The 16,503-nt window shown below is 68.0% G+C and carries 19 protein-coding genes; 10 read left to right on the top strand and 9 right to left on the bottom strand.

Annotation, left to right across the window (positions count from 1 at the left end):
* Window positions 1–461 (bottom strand): contractile injection system protein, VgrG/Pvc8 family (locus tag DBV14_RS32125; protein WP_260397305.1); only part of this gene is annotated, 461 nt, incomplete at its 3' end.
* Between the two features lie 214 nt (window positions 462–675).
* Window positions 676–1,593 (bottom strand): AEC family transporter, encoded by a 918-nt coding sequence (locus DBV14_RS32130; protein ID WP_185546196.1) that lies wholly within the window; start codon window positions 1,591–1,593, stop codon window positions 676–678.
* A gap of 103 nt (window positions 1,594–1,696) precedes the next feature.
* Between DBV14_RS32130 and DBV14_RS32135 the strand changes: the two genes are divergently transcribed.
* The 7 genes from DBV14_RS32135 to DBV14_RS32165 all read left to right on the top strand — a co-directional run bounded on the left by DBV14_RS32135 (window position 1,697) and on the right by DBV14_RS32165 (window position 8,188).
* Window positions 1,697–2,671 (top strand): tripartite tricarboxylate transporter substrate binding protein BugE, encoded by a 975-nt coding sequence (locus tag DBV14_RS32135; RefSeq protein WP_124465979.1) that lies wholly within the window; start codon window positions 1,697–1,699, stop codon window positions 2,669–2,671.
* A gap of 67 nt (window positions 2,672–2,738) precedes the next feature.
* Window positions 2,739–3,662, top strand: coding sequence for a site-specific tyrosine recombinase XerD (xerD, locus tag DBV14_RS32140; protein WP_124465982.1), 924 nt, complete (start codon window positions 2,739–2,741; stop codon window positions 3,660–3,662).
* A gap of 53 nt (window positions 3,663–3,715) precedes the next feature.
* Window positions 3,716–4,681: a tripartite tricarboxylate transporter substrate binding protein gene (locus DBV14_RS32145; RefSeq protein ID WP_124465985.1), complete on the top strand. Its 966-nt coding sequence runs from the start codon at window positions 3,716–3,718 to the stop codon at window positions 4,679–4,681.
* Window positions 4,682–4,745: 64 nt separating this feature from the next.
* Window positions 4,746–5,744 (top strand): tripartite tricarboxylate transporter substrate binding protein, encoded by a 999-nt coding sequence (locus tag DBV14_RS32150; protein ID WP_124465988.1) that lies wholly within the window; start codon window positions 4,746–4,748, stop codon window positions 5,742–5,744.
* Between the two features lie 78 nt (window positions 5,745–5,822).
* Entirely contained in the window at window positions 5,823–6,401 is a 579-nt protein-coding gene (locus DBV14_RS32155) for a TetR/AcrR family transcriptional regulator (RefSeq protein ID WP_124465991.1), read from the top strand.
* 105 nt (window positions 6,402–6,506) lie between these two features.
* Window positions 6,507–7,640: a thiolase family protein gene (locus DBV14_RS32160; protein ID WP_124465994.1), complete on the top strand. Its 1,134-nt coding sequence runs from the start codon at window positions 6,507–6,509 to the stop codon at window positions 7,638–7,640.
* 65 nt (window positions 7,641–7,705) lie between these two features.
* Window positions 7,706–8,188 carry a MaoC family dehydratase gene (locus DBV14_RS32165; RefSeq protein ID WP_124465997.1) on the top strand — a complete coding sequence of 161 codons (483 nt, stop codon included), beginning with the start codon at window positions 7,706–7,708 and terminating at the stop codon, window positions 8,186–8,188.
* 33 nt (window positions 8,189–8,221) lie between these two features.
* Here the strand turns inward: DBV14_RS32165 and DBV14_RS32170 are convergent, their stop codons facing one another.
* Both DBV14_RS32170 and DBV14_RS32175 read right to left on the bottom strand, forming a co-directional pair.
* A complete protein-coding gene (locus DBV14_RS32170; protein ID WP_124466000.1) occupies window positions 8,222–8,917 on the bottom strand; it encodes a pentapeptide repeat-containing protein in 696 nt (231 codons plus the stop codon).
* Window positions 8,914–9,726, bottom strand: coding sequence for a ferritin-like domain-containing protein (locus tag DBV14_RS32175; protein ID WP_124466004.1), 813 nt, complete (start codon window positions 9,724–9,726; stop codon window positions 8,914–8,916). Before DBV14_RS32175 ends, DBV14_RS32170 begins: the two co-directional genes overlap by 4 nt.
* 37 nt (window positions 9,727–9,763) lie before the next feature.
* On the opposite strand from DBV14_RS32175, the gene DBV14_RS32180 reads away from it, so the two are divergent.
* A complete protein-coding gene (locus DBV14_RS32180; RefSeq protein ID WP_124466006.1) occupies window positions 9,764–10,288 on the top strand; it encodes a gamma carbonic anhydrase family protein in 525 nt (174 codons plus the stop codon).
* Window positions 10,289–10,325: 37 nt separating this feature from the next.
* The gene (locus DBV14_RS32185) at window positions 10,326–11,324 is read left to right on the top strand and encodes an Hsp33 family molecular chaperone HslO (RefSeq protein WP_124466009.1); all 999 of its coding nucleotides are present in this window, start codon (window positions 10,326–10,328) and stop codon (window positions 11,322–11,324) included.
* Between the two features lie 24 nt (window positions 11,325–11,348).
* Here DBV14_RS32185 and DBV14_RS32190 read toward each other — a convergent pair whose 3' ends face one another.
* Both DBV14_RS32190 and DBV14_RS32195 read right to left on the bottom strand, forming a co-directional pair.
* Window positions 11,349–12,212: an NAD(P)-dependent oxidoreductase gene (locus tag DBV14_RS32190; RefSeq protein WP_124466012.1), complete on the bottom strand. Its 864-nt coding sequence runs from the start codon at window positions 12,210–12,212 to the stop codon at window positions 11,349–11,351.
* Between the two features lie 29 nt (window positions 12,213–12,241).
* On the bottom strand, window positions 12,242–13,009 hold the full coding sequence (locus tag DBV14_RS32195; RefSeq protein WP_124466015.1) for an SDR family oxidoreductase: 768 nt from the start codon (window positions 13,007–13,009) through the stop codon (window positions 12,242–12,244).
* Window positions 13,010–13,150: 141 nt separating this feature from the next.
* On the opposite strand from DBV14_RS32195, the gene DBV14_RS32200 reads away from it, so the two are divergent.
* A complete protein-coding gene (locus DBV14_RS32200; protein ID WP_124466018.1) occupies window positions 13,151–14,035 on the top strand; it encodes a helix-turn-helix domain-containing protein in 885 nt (294 codons plus the stop codon).
* Here DBV14_RS32200 and DBV14_RS32205 read toward each other — a convergent pair.
* Genes DBV14_RS32205 through pnuC form a run of 3 tightly spaced genes read right to left on the bottom strand, consistent with a single transcriptional unit; the run spans window position 14,032 to window position 16,387 of the window.
* Window positions 14,032–15,027, bottom strand: a complete 996-nt coding sequence (locus DBV14_RS32205; RefSeq protein ID WP_124466020.1) for a hypothetical protein — start codon at window positions 15,025–15,027, stop codon at window positions 14,032–14,034. The genes DBV14_RS32200 and DBV14_RS32205 overlap by 4 nt on opposite strands.
* 44 nt (window positions 15,028–15,071) lie before the next feature.
* Complete coding sequence (locus DBV14_RS32210; RefSeq protein ID WP_124466023.1) at window positions 15,072–15,746, bottom strand: AAA family ATPase; 675 nt, start codon at window positions 15,744–15,746, stop codon at window positions 15,072–15,074.
* Window positions 15,743–16,387 carry a nicotinamide riboside transporter PnuC gene (gene pnuC, locus DBV14_RS32215; RefSeq protein WP_124466026.1) on the bottom strand — a complete coding sequence of 215 codons (645 nt, stop codon included), beginning with the start codon at window positions 16,385–16,387 and terminating at the stop codon, window positions 15,743–15,745. The genes DBV14_RS32210 and pnuC overlap by 4 nt, the downstream gene beginning before the upstream one ends.
* Window positions 16,388–16,503 lie beyond the last annotated feature (116 nt).

Raw genomic sequence — 16,503 nt, forward strand, 5'->3', positions numbered from 1 at the left:
CTGTAGTCGGCCAGCACCTCTTCGATGATCTGCAGCGGGGTCTTGTCCTGGAAGATCCTGTAGTCGCTGGTGCGGGTGGCCAGGGTCAGCCAGGGCGCAAGGGTGATCTGGTAGAGGCCCCGGCGGTTCTCGTGCTGCACGAAGCTGGCGCTGGTCACCAGGCCGTTGATCTCTCGGGTGCCTGCGCCTGTGCGGGCGGCCACGCCGAAGCCCTTGCCGTCGAGTTCGAGGCGAAGGCCGAATTCCTTGCCGATCAGCTGTTTGACGGGGACGTTGGCGGTGACGTATTCGGTCAGCGCCGGGTTGTCGGGGGTCTGCAGCCGGACGGTGTATTCGAAGAGTTCACCCAGGGCCTCGCGGCCGTCCAGGGACTTGAATTCCAGCGCGGGGTGGCCCAGCAGGCTGGGCATGGCGGCACTGCTGACGCAGACGGTTCGCGAGATGCTGAAGAGGGAAGACACGCATGGGACCTTGACGAGTGATCGTTCAAAAAGTCTGGGGCATGCGTGACCGGCACCATTGCAAACAATAGTCGCCCGGCCCAGGGCAACTGATAAACCGGGGAAGAGTGCGGAGTAGTTTGCAAAGCCCGGTGCCTTGCGAGCGGGTGACCGGAGCTACGAAGAGCGGAGCCGAGGGCGCAACCTCTGCCGAAGGTCGCGATTGCCCAACACGCTACCGCGGCAACGCCAGCGCAAACGGCAGGCTCACCACCCCCAGCACCGTCGACAACGTCACCAGCCCCGCCACATACGGCCCGTTGTAGCCCATGCGCGCCGCGAGCACGTACGCGCTCGACGCGGTGGGTACGGCAGAGAAAGCCATCAGCACCGAAGCCTGCACCGCATCGAGCTTGAGCGCCAGTGCCAGCCCCCAGGCCACGAGCGGAAGAATCAGGTGGCGTATGGCCAGCACCGACACCGCCAGCACCTTGCCGCGCCCCAGCGTCGCGAACTGCATGCCCGCGCCCGCCGCGAGCAGGCCCAGCGCCAGCGACGCGGCGCCGATGCGCGTGAGCGTCGGCGTGGCCCAGCCCGGCACGGTGAAGCCCAGCACGTTCGCCAGCAGGCCGGCCACGGTGGCGACGATCAACGGATTGCGCACCAGTTGCCGCACGAAGCCGGTCTGCGCATGCCGCGTCATCGGCCACACGGCCGCGATGTTGAACATGGGCACGCACACGCCGATCAGCACGGCGATCAGCAGCAGGCCTTCGGGCCCGGCCAGCCGTTCGGCCAGCGCCAGGCAGATGAAGGAGTTGAAGCGAAACGCGATCTGCGTGCTGGCCGCGTGATCGCGCCGGTCGATGTGCGAGCCGATGCCCGGCATGAAGGGCAGGGCGTAGGCCAGCGCAATGCCGCACAGGCCCACGCCCACGCCGGCCGTGAGCAGGCTGGAGGTGGCGGCAAAGTCGAGCGGGCTGCGCACGATCGAGTGGAACAGCAGCACCGGAAATAGAAAGTAGTAAACCAGGCTCTCGACCTGGTCCCACACGCGGCGGTCGAGCGCGGTGTAGCGGCACAGCAGCCAGCCGATGGCGATGAGGGAAAAGTCGGGAAAGAGAAGCTGCGCGTAGTTCACCGCTTCGAGGATAAACCGCCCGGACCGTGGGTATTCCACAGCACGTGAACGGCGCCCGAACCGCTAGCATCCGGGCTTTCGTTTTTTCGACATGAGTCAAATCAAGGAGTTATCGATGCAACGTCGTCAATGGAGCACCCTGGTGGGGGCCGCCGCGCTGGTCGCGGTCGCGGGCCAGAGCTTTGCGCAGGGCTATCCCAACAAGCCGGTCGAGCTGAGCGTGCCGTTCGCACCCGGTGGCACGACGGACATCGTGGCACGCGTCATTTCGGACCCGCTGGGCAAGGTGCTGGGCCAGCCCGTGGTGGTGATCAACCGCGCCGGTGGCGGCGGCATCGTGGGCGCGGCCGAAACGGCACGCGCCACGCCCGATGGCTACAAGCTGGGCATTGCCACGGTATCGAGCACGGCGGCCAATCCGGCCATCAACCCGAAGACGCCGTACGACCCGATCAACGACTTCACGCCGATCATCAACATCGCGGCCACGCCGAACATCATCGCGGTCAACCCGAGCTTCCCGGCGAAGAACTACGCCGAGTTCGTGGCCGAGCTGAAGAAGAACCCCGGCAAGTATTCGTACGCCTCGTCGGGCACGGGCGGCATCGGCCACCTGCTGATGGAGCTGTACAAGAACCTCACCGGCACCTTCGTCACGCACATCCCGTACCGCGGCGCGGGCCCGGCGCTGAACGACGTGGTGGCCGGCCAGGTGCCGATCATGTTCGACAACATCCCGTCGGCCATGCCCTTCATCACCAGCGGCCGCCTGGTCCCGATCGTGGTGTCGGCGCCGCAGCGCCTGGCCGCGCTGCCCAACGTGCCGACTTTCAAGGAAGTCGGGCTCGAGCCGGTCAATCGCATGGCTTACTACGGCATCCTGGGCCCCAAGGGCCTGCCGAAGGAAGTGGTCGAGAAGATCAGCGCCGGCGTGAAGAAGGCGGTTGAAGAGCCCGCGGTGCGCAAGCGCATCGAAGACACCGGCTCGCTGATCGTCGCCAACACGCCCGAGCAGTTCGCCGCGCAGATCAAGGCCGAGTTCGAGGTCTACAAGCAGGTCGTGAAGAAGCAGAATCTCAAGCTCGACTGAGCGGTTTTTCTCCCGACGAAAGCCGCCCGCGCCACGGGCGGCTTTTTCTTTTGTTATCTTGCAACGCATGACCGAGGCCGCCGCCGCTCCCGCCGCACTACCGACTCCCGACATCGACGACTTCATCGACGCCCTGTGGCTGGAAGACGGCCTGTCGAAGAACACGCTGGCCGCCTACCGGCGCGACCTGGCCTTGTTCGCGCAGTGGCTGCACGCGCAGCGCAGCGGCGCCGGGCTGAACGCCGCGCAAGAGACCGATCTGCAGGCCTACATGGGCGCGCGCCTGTCGACCAAGGGCAAGGCCACGTCGGCCAACCGCCGGCTTACCGTGTTCAAGCGCTACTTTCGCTGGGCATTGCGCGAGCGCCGCATCGTGGCCGACCCCAGCATCCGGCTGGCTCCCGCGCGGCAGATGCCACGCGCCATCAAGACGCTGTCGGAGAAGCAGGTCGACGACCTGCTGGCGGCACCCGACGTCGAATCGCCCCTGGGCCTGCGCGACCGCGCGATGCTGGAGCTGATGTATGCGAGCGGCCTGCGCGTGAGCGAACTGGTGGCCCTCAAGGCCATCGACATGAGCCTGAACGACGGCGTGCTGCGCGTGCTCGGCAAGGGCAACAAGGAGCGGCTCGTGCCCTTCGGCGGCGAGGCGCGGCGCTGGATCGAGCGCTACCTGGAAGAGTCGCGCCCCGTCATCCTCGACGGGCAGCAGACGCCCGACCTGTTCGTGACCGCGCGCGGCGCGGGCATGACGCGCGTGATGTTCTGGGTCATCGTGAAGAAGCAGGCGGCCGCGGCGGGCATTCACGTGCCGCTGTCGCCGCACACGCTGCGCCATGCCTTTGCCACGCACCTGCTGAACCACGGTGTGGACCTGCGCGCGGTCCAGTTGCTGCTCGGGCATGCCGACATTTCGACCACCACCATCTACACCCATGTGGCGCGCGAGCGCCTCAAGCAGCTGCATGCGCAGCACCACCCGCGCGGATGAGGGCGCGCGGTTTTCGTTCGTCAGTTCAAACCAACAACAAGGAGACTCCGTTCATGAAGAAGAACATCTGGATCGCCGCGGCATTGCTGGCCGCCGGCGCCACTGCCATGGCACAAGGCTTTCCCACCGCCAAGCCCATCCGCCTGATCGTCGGCTACCCGCCGGGCGGCGGCATCGACTTCGCGGCGCGCACGGTGCAGGTGCCGCTGCAGGAAGCGCTCAAGCAGCAGCTGGTGGTCGACTACAAGCCCGGCGCGAGCGGCATGATCGCGGCCACCGAACTCACGCGCCAGCCGGCCGACGGCTACACGCTGCTGCTGGCCAACACGGGTCCATTCGCCATTGCGCCGTACCTTCAAAGCAAGCCGCCATACGACCCGATCAAGCAGTTCACCTACATCGGCCAGATCAGCCAGGGCAGCTACATCGCGGTGACGCGGCCGGACCATCCGGCGAAGAACCTCAAGGAGTTCGTCGCGTGGGCCAAGGGGCAGCCGGGCAAGGTCAACTTTGCCTCGGGCGGCAACGGCACCTCGACGCACCTGAACGGCGAGCTCATGAACCAGGTCACGGGGCTCGACATGACGCACGTGCCCTACAAGGGCAGTGCGCCGGCCGTGCAAGACCTGCTCGGCGGGCAGACGCAGATCCTCATCGACGCGGGCAGCGTGCTGTTGCCGCAGGTGAAGGGCGGCAAGCTCAAGGCGCTGGCCGTGACCGGGCCGGTGCGCGATCCGCAATTGCCCGATGTGCCGACCGTGAAGGAACTGGGCCTGGCGGGCATGGAAGCTGTCGGTTTCCAGGGCCTGGTGGGTCCGGCCGGCATGCCGAAGGAGGTGGTCGATCGCCTGTCGGGCGAACTGGCCAAGGCGCTGGCGCAACCGGCCATCAAGGCCAAGTTCGCCGGCGCGGGTGCCGAGGTGCATTCGCTTGGCCCGGTCGAGTTCGCGGCCTTCGTCAAGGCGGACAATGAGAAGTGGTCCAGGCTGATCAAGGAGCGCAAGCTGCAGCTGGACTGACGCCACCCTTCATCGGGCTGGGCACGCATCGCATCGACAGACCGACCGACTGACCGACATCACCATGAACTTTCTCGCTTCCTCGAAGCATTCGCGCCGCACGGCGACCCGGCTGCTGGCCGTCGCGGCGCTGTGCGCTGCTTCCGGCGCGCACGCGCAGCAGGCTGCCGTTCCCAAGACCTTGCGCCTCATCGTGGCGTACCCGGCCGGTGGCGTGAGCGACGTGGTCGCGCGTGCGCTGGGCGACCGGCTGGCCGCGCAGATGGGCACCACGGTGATCGTCGACAACCGGGCCGGTGCCAGCGGCGCCATCGGCATGGACGCCGTGGCCAAGGCCGCGCCCGACGGTGCGACGCTGGGTTTCTCGGCCATCAGCCCGCTGGTGCTGAGCCCGCACCTGGGCAAGCTGCCTTTCGATCCGTTGAAAGACGTGGCACCGGTGGCCAGCGTGATGTATTCGCCGGTGCTGCTGATCGCCACGCCGGCCAGCAAGGCGAAAGATTTTCGTGCGCTGATCGACGACGCCAAGGCGCGTCCGGGCGCGGTGCGCTGGGCCACGTCGGGCTCGGCGTCGCTGGGGCACATCGTGCTGGAGCAGCTGCACGCGGCGGCGGGCGTGGACATCACGCACGTGCCCTACAAGGGCGGCGGCCAGCAGCTCAACGATGCGATCGGAGGGCAGTTCGAAATTCTCTCGACCAATGCCAGCCCCACGCTCTCTTCGCACATCCAGTCGGGCAAGCTGCGTCCGCTGGCGGTCGGCGCGCCGGCGCGGCTCGAAAGCCTGCCGCAAGTGCCCACGCTGGGCGAGCTGGGCTACAAGGCGGCGAACATCAATTCGGTGTTCGGCGTGTTCGCGCCCGCGGCGACGCCGCCCGCGCTCATTGCGCGGTACAACGCCGAGATCAACAAGGCACTGGCCAGCCCCGAACTGCGCGCCAAGCTCACGGCCACCGACAACGTGCCGACCGGCGGCAGCCCGGCGGCCTTTGCCAAGGAAATTGCCAGCGAGTTCGAGAGCAACGCCCGCATCGTCAAGGCGGCGGGCATCAAGGCCGACTGAACGCCGACTGACAGGCCGTTGACCGGCAATTGACCCTGTGGCTTGCGGTTTCATTTCTCCCTACCTTATAGTAGGCAGATGAACAGCGCCACAGCCCTTGCCACCGGCAGCACCCGGGACCAGATCCTCGGGGTGGCGCGCAAGCTCATCGAAACGCGCTCGTACCTGGGCTTCAGTTTCCAGGACGTGGCCGATGCGGTGGGCGTTCGCAAGGCCAGCCTGTACCACCACTTTCCGACCAAGGAAGCGCTGGGCGTGGCCGTGATCCGCCAGGCCACCCAGTACTTCAAGGACTGGGACGCGGCCCGGGCGCGCGAGCCGAAAGACGCGCTCGAATCATATTTCCGCATGTACCGCAACACGCTGCGCGCCGGCTCGGGCGTGTGCCCGGCCGGGGCACTGGCGCCGGGCTGGGACTGCATCAACGAAGAACTGCGCCAGGCCGTGCAGGAGCTGCGCAACACGCAGGTGACGTGGCTGGCCGGCGTGCTGGGTGCGCTGGCCCCGGCGCGCGGGAAGGGCAGCCGCCCTGTCGCTTCGCTGGCGGCCTACGTGTTTTCCGTCTGCCAGGGGGCGCTGATCGCCTCGCGCATGACGGGGCGCGTCGAAGACTTCGACGAGGCCATCGCGCAACTGAAGAGTTCATTGCCCGGCTGACGGCCGGGCTGCATCGCAGGCACGCTGGGCGTGCTTATTTTTTGACCACGAAACCTACCGATTGGATGGTAGGTTTGAATTGAGTTCCACACCAAGGAGAGTTTCATGAAAGCCGTCATTTCCGCCTACGCCCGCTCCCCCTTTCATTTCTCGAAGAAGGGCGCGCTTGCTGAAGTCCGCCCCGACACATTGGCGGCCGGCGTGGTCAGCGGCCTGCTGAAGCGCACCGACCTCGACCCGGCGCTGCTCGAAGACATCATCCTGGGTTGCGCGTACCCCGAAGCCTCGCAAGGCAACAACCTCGCGCGCATCGTCGGGCTGCTGGCGGGCCTGCCGCATGAAGTGGGCGGCATGACGGTCAACCGCTTCTGCGGCTCGTCGATGCAGGCCGTGCACATCGCCGCCGCGCAGATCGAGGCGGGCATGGGCGACGCCTTCCTGTGCGTGGGCGTGGAGTCGATGACGATGGTGCCGCAGGGCGGCTTCAACTTCTCGCCCAACCCCGAGCTGCTGGCAAGCACCGATGCCTACATCTCGATGGGCGAGACCGCCGAGAATGTGGCGCAGCGCTGGAACGTGAGCCGCGCCGACCAGGAGGCTTTCGCGGTCGAGTCGCACCGCAAGGCGGCTGCCGCGCGCGCCGAAGGCCGGCTGGCCGGCGAGATCGTGCCGGTGCGCCTGGCGTCGGGCGACGTGATCGATGCGGACGGCTGCATCCGCCCGACGACTTCGGCCGAGGCGCTGGCAAACCTCAAGCCCGCGTTCCGCGCCGATGGCGTGGTGACGGCCGGCACGTCTTCTCCGCTCACCGACGGCGCGGCCGTGGTGCTGGTCACCAGCGACGCTTTCGCCGCGAAGCACGGCCTGCAGGCGCTCGCGCGCATCAAGTCGTTCGCGACCGTGGGCGTCGATCCGGCCATCATGGGCATCGGCCCGATCCCGGCCACGCGCAAGGCGCTGGCACGCGCGGGCCTGAGCGCTTCCGATCTCGACGTGATCGAGATCAACGAAGCCTTCTCGTCGCAGGCGCTGGCCTGCATCCGCGACCTGGGGCTGGACCCGTCGAAGATCAATCTCGATGGCGGGGGCCTGTCCATCGGCCATCCGCTGGGCGCGACCGGCGCGCGCATCACGGGCAAGGCGGCGTCGCTGCTGGCGCGCGAGAAAGGCCGCTACGCGCTGGCCACGCAATGCATCGGCGGCGGGCAGGGCATTGCGACCATTCTCGAACGCGTCTGAGCGCATCCACACACGTGCCCTGTTCGGCTGAAAATGCCGGCAGGCACCACACACCAGGAACCCTCATGGCTGTACATCCCGAAGCGGGCACCAAGCGACCGCTGTACCTCGAAGACCTGTCCGTCGGCGACCGTTTCCAGAGCGGCGAACACCTGCTCGACGTGGCCCAGATCAAGGCCTTTGCGCAGCAGTTCGACCCGCAGCCTTTTCACACCGACGAAGAGGCCGCGAAGAACACCTTCTTCGGCGGCCTCGCGGCGAGCGGCTGGCACACGGCGGCGCTGACGATGAAGCTGCTGGTGGACAGTGGCATTCCGCTGGCCGACGGCATCATCGGTTCGGGCGGCGAGCTGCAATGGCCCAAGCCCACGCGGCCCGGCGATGTGCTGCACGTGGTGAGCGAGGTGGTGGACATCACGCCGTCGCGCTCCAAGCCCGGCCGCGCAATGGTCACGATGCGCTGCCAGACGCGCAACCAACGCGGCGAGGTGCTGCAGTACTTCACGCCCAAGCTGGTGGTGCACAGCCGGCCCGCGCCGGCTGCCTGAACCCGCGCCGCGGGGCTGGGCCGTACCACTGGCTCAGACGACGCGGATGCCCAGTTCCTCGACCAGCGACGCGGCCTGCCGGTGCGACATGATCGCGCCCTTGAACAGCGCGGCGTTCGCCAGCCGCAGCCCGCCCAGGTCGACTTCGCGCAGGTCGGCGCCCTCGAAGCGCGCGAGCTTCAGGTGCGCATTGCGCAGGCTGCCGCCCGCGAACACGGCTTCGCGGAAATCGCAGCCCGACAGGTCGGCTTCGGAGAAGTCGAGTTGCTCGAGCGACTGCTTGCGAAACGACATGCCGCGCAGGTGCGCGTCGACCAGCAGCGAATCCTTGAAGCCAATGCCCAGCGCCGACACTTCGGCGAAGTGCGCGCCCGTGAGCTTCACGCCGGTGAAGAAGGCCGAAGCCATCTTGGCGCGCGTCCACTGGGTGTTGTTCAGGTCGCAGTCCTGGAAGCGCGCGTTGGTCAGGTCGGCGAGCCCGAAGTCGGCTTGGCGTGCCCGGCAGCCGGCCCAGCGGGTGTCAGACAGCAGGGCGCGGTCGAACGAGGCCTCGGCAAAGTTGCAGAGCGTGAAGCGCGCGCCTCGCAGGTCGAGCCGCGAGAGGTCGGCCTGGTCGAATTCGCAGCGTTCGAAATGCAGGGGTTGCAGGGGCTCGACGCCCTTGCGGTCTTGCAAGCAGGCCAGCAGGTCGGGGCGCGACCAGGTCTGGTCGGAAATCACGTGGCTCATTCGGGGCGGGAGTCGGTCAGCGCGCGCAGTTCTTCGGGGCTGAAGCCCGCCCGGCTGCGTGCCTCGAGATTGAAGGGGGGCTTGTGGCGCGGCGCGTCGTAGCGCGCAACCAGGGCCGGGTAGCTGGCTTCGGGGTCGATGCCGGTGCGTTCGCACAGCCAACGGTACCAGTGGTTGCCGATGGCCACGTGGCCCACTTCGTCGCGCAGGATGACATCGAGAATCTCGACCGCGCGCAGCGCATCGGGCGTGTTCACGCGCTTGAGCTTGGCCTGGATCAGCGGCGTGGCGTCGAGCCCGCGCGCCTCCAGCGTGCGCGGCACCAGCGCCATGCGGGCGAGCACGTCGTCTTTCGTCTTCTCGCACATGTTCCAGAGGCCGTCGTGGCCGGGAAAGTCGCCGTAGCGCCAGCCCATGTCCTGCAGGTGCGCATGCAGCATCGTGAAGTGCTGCGCCTCTTCGTCGGCCACGCGCAGCCAGTCGCGGTAGTAGGCCTCGGGCATGCCGTCGTAGCGCCACACGGCGTCCAGCGCAAGGTTGATCGCGTTGAACTCGATGTGGCAGATCGAATGGATCAGCGCGGCGCGGCCTTCGGGCGTGAAGGGCGAGCGCTTCTGCACGGCGGTGGCGGCCACGCGCTCGGGCCGCTCGGGGCGGCCCGGCACGCCGAGGTCGTCGCCGGCGGCTCGAATAGGGGCGGTTGCTATTGAATCGGTAGCGCCGAGCGCAGCGGTGGCGCGCGTGGCAGCCACCTTCTGGTCGGGGTCTGTCAGGCGCAGCGCGGCCAGCGCGCTCAATCGGGGGTGCATCCCTACAATTCTAGTTTTGCCCCCGGAGACAACCACGATGGCGATTTATGAATTGGACGGCGTTGCACCGACGCTGGGCGAAGGCAGTTGGGTGGCCGACAGCGCGCAGGTCATGGGCAACGTCAAGCTGGCCGAGAACGCGAGCGTGTGGTTCGGCGCCGTGCTGCGCGGCGACACCGAGACGCTGACCATCGGGCGCAACAGCAACATCCAGGACCTGTCGGTGCTGCACGCCGACATCGGCTGCCCGCTGACCATCGGCGACAACGTCACCGTGGGCCACCAGGTCATGCTGCATGGCTGCACCATCGGTGACAACTCGCTGATCGGCATCCAGGCGGTGGTCTTGAATAACGCGAAAATCGGCCGCAATTCGATCGTTGGCGCCGGCAGCGTCGTGACCGAGGGCAAGGAGTTTCCGGACAATTCCCTCATCATCGGCTCGCCCGCCAAGGTGGTGCGCACCCTCGACGACGCGGCCGCCGCCCGGCTGCGCCAGAGCGCCGAGCACTATGTAGAAAACGCCCATCGCTTTGCGAAGGGCCTTAAAAAGATTGCCTGACCGGTCAGGTCGCAGGCACACAGAGAAAGAAAACGTTTTGAGCGAGCTGCACAAATTCCTGTTCGATGGCCTGCCGGTGCGCGGCATGATCGTGCGCCTGACAGATGCGTGGCAGGAGATTCTTGCGCGGCGCGCCTCCAACACCGCCACCGGCCCGTACCCGCCGCCGGTGGCCGAACTGCTCGGCGAAATGACGGCCGCGGCCACGCTGATGCAGGCCAACATCAAATTCAACGGCGCACTCATCCTGCAAATCTTCGGCGACGGCCCGGTCAAGGTGGCCGTGGCCGAGGCCAAGCCCGACCTGAGCCTGCGCGCTACCGCCAAGGTCATGGGCGAGCTACCGGCCGACGCGCGCCTGCCCGACATGGTCAACGTGAACAACAAGGGCCGCTGCGCCATCACGCTCGACCCGAAAGACAAGCTCCCCGGTGCCACGCCGTACCAGGGCGTGGTGCCGCTGTTCGGTGACGACGGCGAAAAGCTCGGCAAGCTCAGCGACGTGCTGCAGCACTACATGCTGCAGAGCGAGCAACTCGACACCACGCTGGTGCTCGCGGCCGACGACAAGGTAGCGGCCGGCCTCCTGATCCAGCGCCTGCCCGTGAAGGGCGAGGGCAACCTCGAAGGCACGTCCGACAAAGACCGGGACCAGGCCAACGAAGACCAGATCGGCCTGAACGAGGACTACAACCGCATCTCGATCCTCGCATCGAGCCTGACGCGCGACGAACTGCTCACGCTGGACATCGAGACGATTCTTCGCCGCCTGTTCTGGGAAGAGAAGCTGCTGCGCTTCGAGCCGCAGGCCGGCCTGCTGGGCCCGCATTTCGCGTGCACCTGCGGACGCGAGCGCGTGGCGCAGATGATCCGCGGCCTGGGCGCCGAAGAAGCGGAAGAGATTCTTGCCGAGCGCGGCGACATCGAGGTGGGCTGCGACTTCTGCGGCAAGCAGTACCGCTTCGATGCCATCGACGCGGCGCAGATCTTCAGGCCGCCGACGGAGCAGATTCCGGGCAGCCCGATCGTCCAGTAAGGCGCGCCGCACCGGCCTGCTTTTTCAAGCGGGCTGGCGCATCACCTTGATCATCGCGGCCAGGCGTTCGTTGGCGAAGCCTGCGTCCAGCGAGCGGTCGAACAACCCCATCAGGAAATTCGGAAAGCTCGCATCGAGCCCGGCCTCGCGCGCCTGCTTCACGAACAGCCGGCCGGAGCCCGCGCAGGTGGCCATCGAGCTTTCGGGTTCGCCATAGCTGCCGGCATGGATGGCTTCGCCCTCGGCGCTGATCATCTCGCCGAGCACCGGTGAGATCGCACCGATCATCTGAGCGAACGTGTTCACCTGCAGCCCTTCGGACTCGCAGATGCGCACGCCGTGGAAGAAGCCGCTCATGGCGCCGAACATGCACGAGAGCGTGGCCAGGTCCCAGGCCGCCGCGTTGCCGATGGGCTCGCCCATGTGCTGGATGTTGCCGGCAATGGCCTTGAGCACCGGTCGGCAGGCGGCGAGGGCGCGCTCTTCGCCGGAGATGAAGAGCGGCGTGTCGGGCCGGCCGATCTGGCTCGGCGTGGCGAGCAGGGCACCGTCCAGATAGGCCACGCCGCTCAATGCGGCCCAGTCGTCGCGCGCGTCCTGCGGGGTGCCGGTGCTCAGTTGCACCAGCACCTTGCCGCGCAACGCATCGGCCACGCCGGGCGCGGCGAGGATGGCGCGCGACGCCGTGTAGTCGGCCACGCAGACCAGCACCACGGGGCTGGCCTGGACCGCGGCGAGGGCGCTCGGCGCGAGCACCGTGCCCTGGTTCAGAAGCGGCTTTGCGCGTCCGGCGGTGCGGTTCCACACCGTCAGCGTGAATTTCGATTGAAGGGCGCGTGCCAGGGCGATGCCCATGGGGCCGAGGCCGATGAGGGAAACGTCGGTCATGTGGTTCCTTGATGAAGAAGGCGTGGATGTCAGGCGGCGGCCGGCGTCAGGCCCTGCCCCAGTCCGCCATCGACAGTGAGCCGCGCGCCGGTCGTGAAGGTCGCTTCGAAGGCAAAGAACAGCACCGCGCGCGCCACCTCGGCGGACGTGCCGTGGCGCCGCATCGGCGTGATCTGGTCGCCCAGGCGGATGAATTCCGCGCGCTCCTCGGCCGTGGCATCGGCCACGCCCAGGGTGGGCGTGTCGATGAAGCCGGGGCTCACCACGTTCACGCGGATGCCGCGCGTCACCAGTTCCGCTGCGAAGCCCGAGGCGAACGAGCGCAGTGCGGCCTTGGTGCCGCTGTAGACGCTCAGGCCATGCATGCCGCCCTCGTCGGCGATGGACGAGGTAAAGACGATCGCGCTGCCCCGGGGCATCAGTGGCGCCAGCCGCTGCACGGCGAAGAACGGGCCCTTGGTGTTGATCGCGAAGGCGCGGTCGTAGCCGGCTTCCGTCACCTGTTCGAAAGGCTCCAGCGTCGAGATGCCGGCGTTGATGTGCAGCAGGTCGATGTGGCCCAGCCGTTCGCGCGCGATGGCCGCGAGGGCGTCGATGTCGGCCAGCGACGCCGCATCGGACGCCACCACGTGGGCACGCGGCCCGAGCGTGCGGCGAGCCGCTTCGAGGTTCTCGGGGTTGCGCCCCGTCACCAGCACCTCGGCACCGCCGTCGAGCAGCGCCTGTGCCGTGGCCAGGCCCATGCCGATGGTGCCGCCGGTGATGACGGCCTTCTTGCCCGTGTAGGGTTTGCTCATGATTTGCATGCCTTGAAGAATGAGAAGTTCATGGCTGCGGATGATCCCGATCGGCGGGCTTGCGGTCGCGCACGTTCGGCCGCGGTGGAGCACAAACGGACGGCGTCGGCGGCACCCGCCATCGCGGCCGATAATGTTTTGATGAGCAGCTCCGACCTGAATGTCGACCTCGGCACCGATCGGCACGGCCACGGCCTGGCGTCCGCCGTGGCCCTGTCCGCCGACAGCTTCGTGGCGCCCGCGTCGAGCGGCCTGCGCGTGGACATGCGGCAAACGCCCGGTGGCGTGGTCGGCTACGAGGCGCTGCCCGACCATCGCATCAAGCTCCACGCGGGCGCGCCCGTTGCGGGCGCCTGCCAGTTCCACAGGTTCCTCTACACCCGCGGCGACCTCGACATCGTGCCGGCCGGCGTCACCGACGTGTGGCACGAAGAGGCGCCCAGCACCTCGATCGTCGTGCGCATGGCGCCCACGCTGCTGCAGCGCACTGCGCAAGAGATGGGCCTGCCGGCCGAGCGGGCGCGGCTCGGCGAGCGCCACCAGTTCCGCGACGCGCAGATCGAACACATCGCCTGGGCGCTCGATGCCGAGCGCCGCGCGGGCTTTCCCAACGGCACGCTGTACACCGACAGCCTGGGCACCGCGCTGGCGGTGCGGCTGGTTGCGGGGCAGCGTATCGGCACGGCGCCCGCATCGGCACAGGGCCTGACGCGGCCGCAGCTTCGCCGCGTCACGGAATTCATCGAGGCGAACCTCGATGGCGACCTGTCGTTGTCGGCGCTGGCCGATGTGGCGGGCCTGAGCGCCTCGCACCTGAAGACGCAGTTCAAGCGCTCCACGGGTTTGCCGGTGCACGAGTACGTGATCCACCGGCGCGTCGACCGCGCACGCGGCCTGCTGGTGCGCAGCGAGATGCCCGCGAGCCTGGTGGCGCTGGAGAGTGGCTTCTCGCACCAGAGCCACATGGCGCGCTGCATGCGCCGCGTGCTCGGCCTGACGCCGGGCGAGGTGCGGCGCGCGGGCTAGTCGTGCCGCGCTGCCTGGCGGGCTTCGTTGTCGAAACCGCTGAATTCGATGTCGGGCGCGCTCGTGTTGTGCTTCGACGGCAGGCTGCGGCCGAAGCGCACCTGCGTTGCCCGCAATGACTTCACTTCCGGCAACGGCTTCGCTTGAGGCGCCGCATCCGGCGATTCCTGCCAGCGCACTTCGCTCATGTCGGCGTTGTCCGCCGTCACGTACATCGAGCGCAGCACGGCGAAGGGCTGCGCGTTCGCGGTCGGCTTCGACAGCGTCACGTCGAGCGCGGTGCGCGCGCGGCTGATTTCGTCGACGCGCGCCACCGCGCTGCCGCCATTCGTGAAGCGCAGGTGGATGGCCAGCGGCTTCGGCACGACGCGGATCGACGCGATGTTCACCACCGGCCGGCCCGCCTGTTCGACCGGGCCGAGCAGGAACGACGAGCCATACACGCCGTCGCCGAAGCGCGCCTCGGGCAGCGGCTTGAGGCGCCAGTAGCCATCGGACGGGTACAGCACGATGGCTTCGAGCGCCTTGCCGTTTTCCTTCTTGAACACCTGCAGCAGGTGAAAGCCGCGGTCGCTGCGCTGGCCCACTTGCACGGGCACCTGCTGCGGCCGCCAGAAGGTCGGCAGCGTCATGCCGACGATGCGCCACTGCGCGTTGTCCAGCAGCACCACGGTGCGCTTCTTGAAGCGGTGCGCCGGGTCGGTGGGGTGCGCGCCGCCGTCGAAATTGCAGCCCGAGAAGTCGGGCGCGGTGACGTCGTTGCCGATCTTGTCGAGGTAGTCGGGCTGCAGCGCCTCGATGCGCATGTGGCGGATGCCGTCGCCGCGCAGCACCATCGACACGTTGTCTTCTTCGGCGCAGGCGGTGGTGGTGGTGCCGTTCTCGATGGTGGCGGCGACGGGGGCAGCGGTGGCGTGGCCGGCGGCCAGCAGCGTGGCGATGAAGACGGGTAGAAGGGCGGTGGTGCGCAAGAAGGCGTGCTGCAGGGGCATCGGGTCTCCGGAAGAGGTGTCGGCCGGCCGATGCGGGGAGGGCGTTACTCGCGCCGCCCGATCAGGTCGGTGAAAAGCCGATGTTCGCATTCCGGGTCGGAGCATTTCTCGCAAGGCCATGTCCACGAGGCGGGCTTGGCATCGGCCCGGCCGCGTCCCGTGCGTGCACGGCTTTCGCTGCCGGCGATGGCATTGACGGCGTTCCATGCACTGGCAAGGCGTTCGCCGCCGACGCCGTGCACCACCGCGAACGACAGCCTCGCGCCCGTGAGCGCGGCGCGCACCAGCGTGTCGGTCGGCTGCCGCGCATGGGGGCCGTCGCGCATCTCGTCGGCCACCCAGGGGATGTCGAGCGCGGTGAGCAGCGTGATGGCGTAGCGGCGCTGTGCCGCGAGGGCCTCGGCGTAGAGCGTGCGGTCGTCGAACAGTTGCTCGCTGTAGACCGCGGTCATGAGCGCGGTGGTGTCGGCCACTGCGACACCAATGGCGGCGGCCGCATCGATGCGGCGCGTCTGCTCGTCGGCAATGGCTTGCTGCTCGTCGGGCCGCGGCGTGCGGCCTTCGCGTTCGCACCATTCGCGCAGGTACTCGGAGACCATCGTCGCCGGAATGCCGCGCTCCTTCAAGCGCTGGGTGAGCGCCCGCGCCAGCTCGGTCTTGCCCGTGCTCTCGGCGCCGAGCACGGCGATGACGCAGCCCACAGGCAGTGTCGGCGTCATGCGCGCACTCCAGCCCCGGAAGCAGCCTTGGAAGCAGCAGGCAGGCGTTGCCGCCAGGTCAGGTAGCCGGCCACGCTGAGCACGGCAAACACCGCATAGAGCCCGACCGTGAGCCACAGGCCCTTGTGAATGAACAGGCCCACGCTCGCCACGTTCACGGCGAGCCAGATGAGCCAGTTCTCGATGAACTTGCGCCCGAGCAGGAACTGCCCGACGAGGCTCAGCCCGGTGGCGAAGCCGTCCCACCAGGGCACGTCGGTATCGGTGAAGCGGCGAAGAAAGAGGGCGACGGCAGGCCAGGCCAGCGCACAGGCCGCGAGCGTGAGCGCGATGCCGCGCGGCGAGAGCCGGCTGACCCGCAGCGCACTGCCGTCGGGCCGGTGGCCGCGCAGCCATTGCGCCCAGCCCCACAGCGCGACGAAGGCAAAGAAGACCTGGAGCGAGGCGTCGCCGTAGATGCGCGCCTTGGCGAAGACGACCACGTAGAGCAGCGAACTGACGATGGCCAGCGGCCAGCCCCAGTGGATCTCGCGCATGTTGCAGCCGACCATGGCCAGCGCCAGGACGGCGGCCACGAGTTCGAGCCAGCTGACGGGGGAGCCCCAGAGCGCGAAGGCGGGGGCCGAGAGAAGCTCGGGAATGACGTTCACCCTTGGGTTGTGCGCACTTGTTGTCGCTGTACCGTGTGCTGTGTCGGGGAGCGCTTGTTGTCGTGTTCGGGCACGAGCGTTCGGGGCGCGTGCGAATGACACCGGGT

The organism is Variovorax sp. KBW07 (genome assembly GCF_003852515.1).
In the GTDB taxonomy this organism is placed as follows: Bacteria; Pseudomonadota; Gammaproteobacteria; order Burkholderiales; family Burkholderiaceae_C; genus Variovorax.

Coding starts and splice junctions, on each gene's coding strand:
- DBV14_RS32200 (WP_124466018.1), top strand. CDS start 13,151: ATGAGCAGCTCCGACCTGAATGTCGACCTCGGCACCGATCGGCACGGC.
- xerD (WP_124465982.1), top strand. CDS start 2,739: ATGACCGAGGCCGCCGCCGCTCCCGCCGCACTACCGACTCCCGACATC.
- DBV14_RS32170 (WP_124466000.1), bottom strand. CDS start 8,917: ATGAGCCACGTGATTTCCGACCAGACCTGGTCGCGCCCCGACCTGCTG.
- DBV14_RS32180 (WP_124466006.1), top strand. CDS start 9,764: ATGGCGATTTATGAATTGGACGGCGTTGCACCGACGCTGGGCGAAGGC.
- DBV14_RS32145 (WP_124465985.1), top strand. CDS start 3,716: ATGAAGAAGAACATCTGGATCGCCGCGGCATTGCTGGCCGCCGGCGCC.
- DBV14_RS32160 (WP_124465994.1), top strand. CDS start 6,507: ATGAAAGCCGTCATTTCCGCCTACGCCCGCTCCCCCTTTCATTTCTCG.
- DBV14_RS32150 (WP_124465988.1), top strand. CDS start 4,746: ATGAACTTTCTCGCTTCCTCGAAGCATTCGCGCCGCACGGCGACCCGG.
- DBV14_RS32175 (WP_124466004.1), bottom strand. CDS start 9,726: ATGCACCCCCGATTGAGCGCGCTGGCCGCGCTGCGCCTGACAGACCCC.
- DBV14_RS32155 (WP_124465991.1), top strand. CDS start 5,823: ATGAACAGCGCCACAGCCCTTGCCACCGGCAGCACCCGGGACCAGATC.
- DBV14_RS32210 (WP_124466023.1), bottom strand. CDS start 15,746: ATGACGCCGACACTGCCTGTGGGCTGCGTCATCGCCGTGCTCGGCGCC.
- DBV14_RS32135 (WP_124465979.1), top strand. CDS start 1,697: ATGCAACGTCGTCAATGGAGCACCCTGGTGGGGGCCGCCGCGCTGGTC.
- DBV14_RS32190 (WP_124466012.1), bottom strand. CDS start 12,212: ATGACCGACGTTTCCCTCATCGGCCTCGGCCCCATGGGCATCGCCCTG.
- DBV14_RS32195 (WP_124466015.1), bottom strand. CDS start 13,009: ATGAGCAAACCCTACACGGGCAAGAAGGCCGTCATCACCGGCGGCACC.
- DBV14_RS32205 (WP_124466020.1), bottom strand. CDS start 15,027: ATGCCCCTGCAGCACGCCTTCTTGCGCACCACCGCCCTTCTACCCGTC.
- DBV14_RS32165 (WP_124465997.1), top strand. CDS start 7,706: ATGGCTGTACATCCCGAAGCGGGCACCAAGCGACCGCTGTACCTCGAA.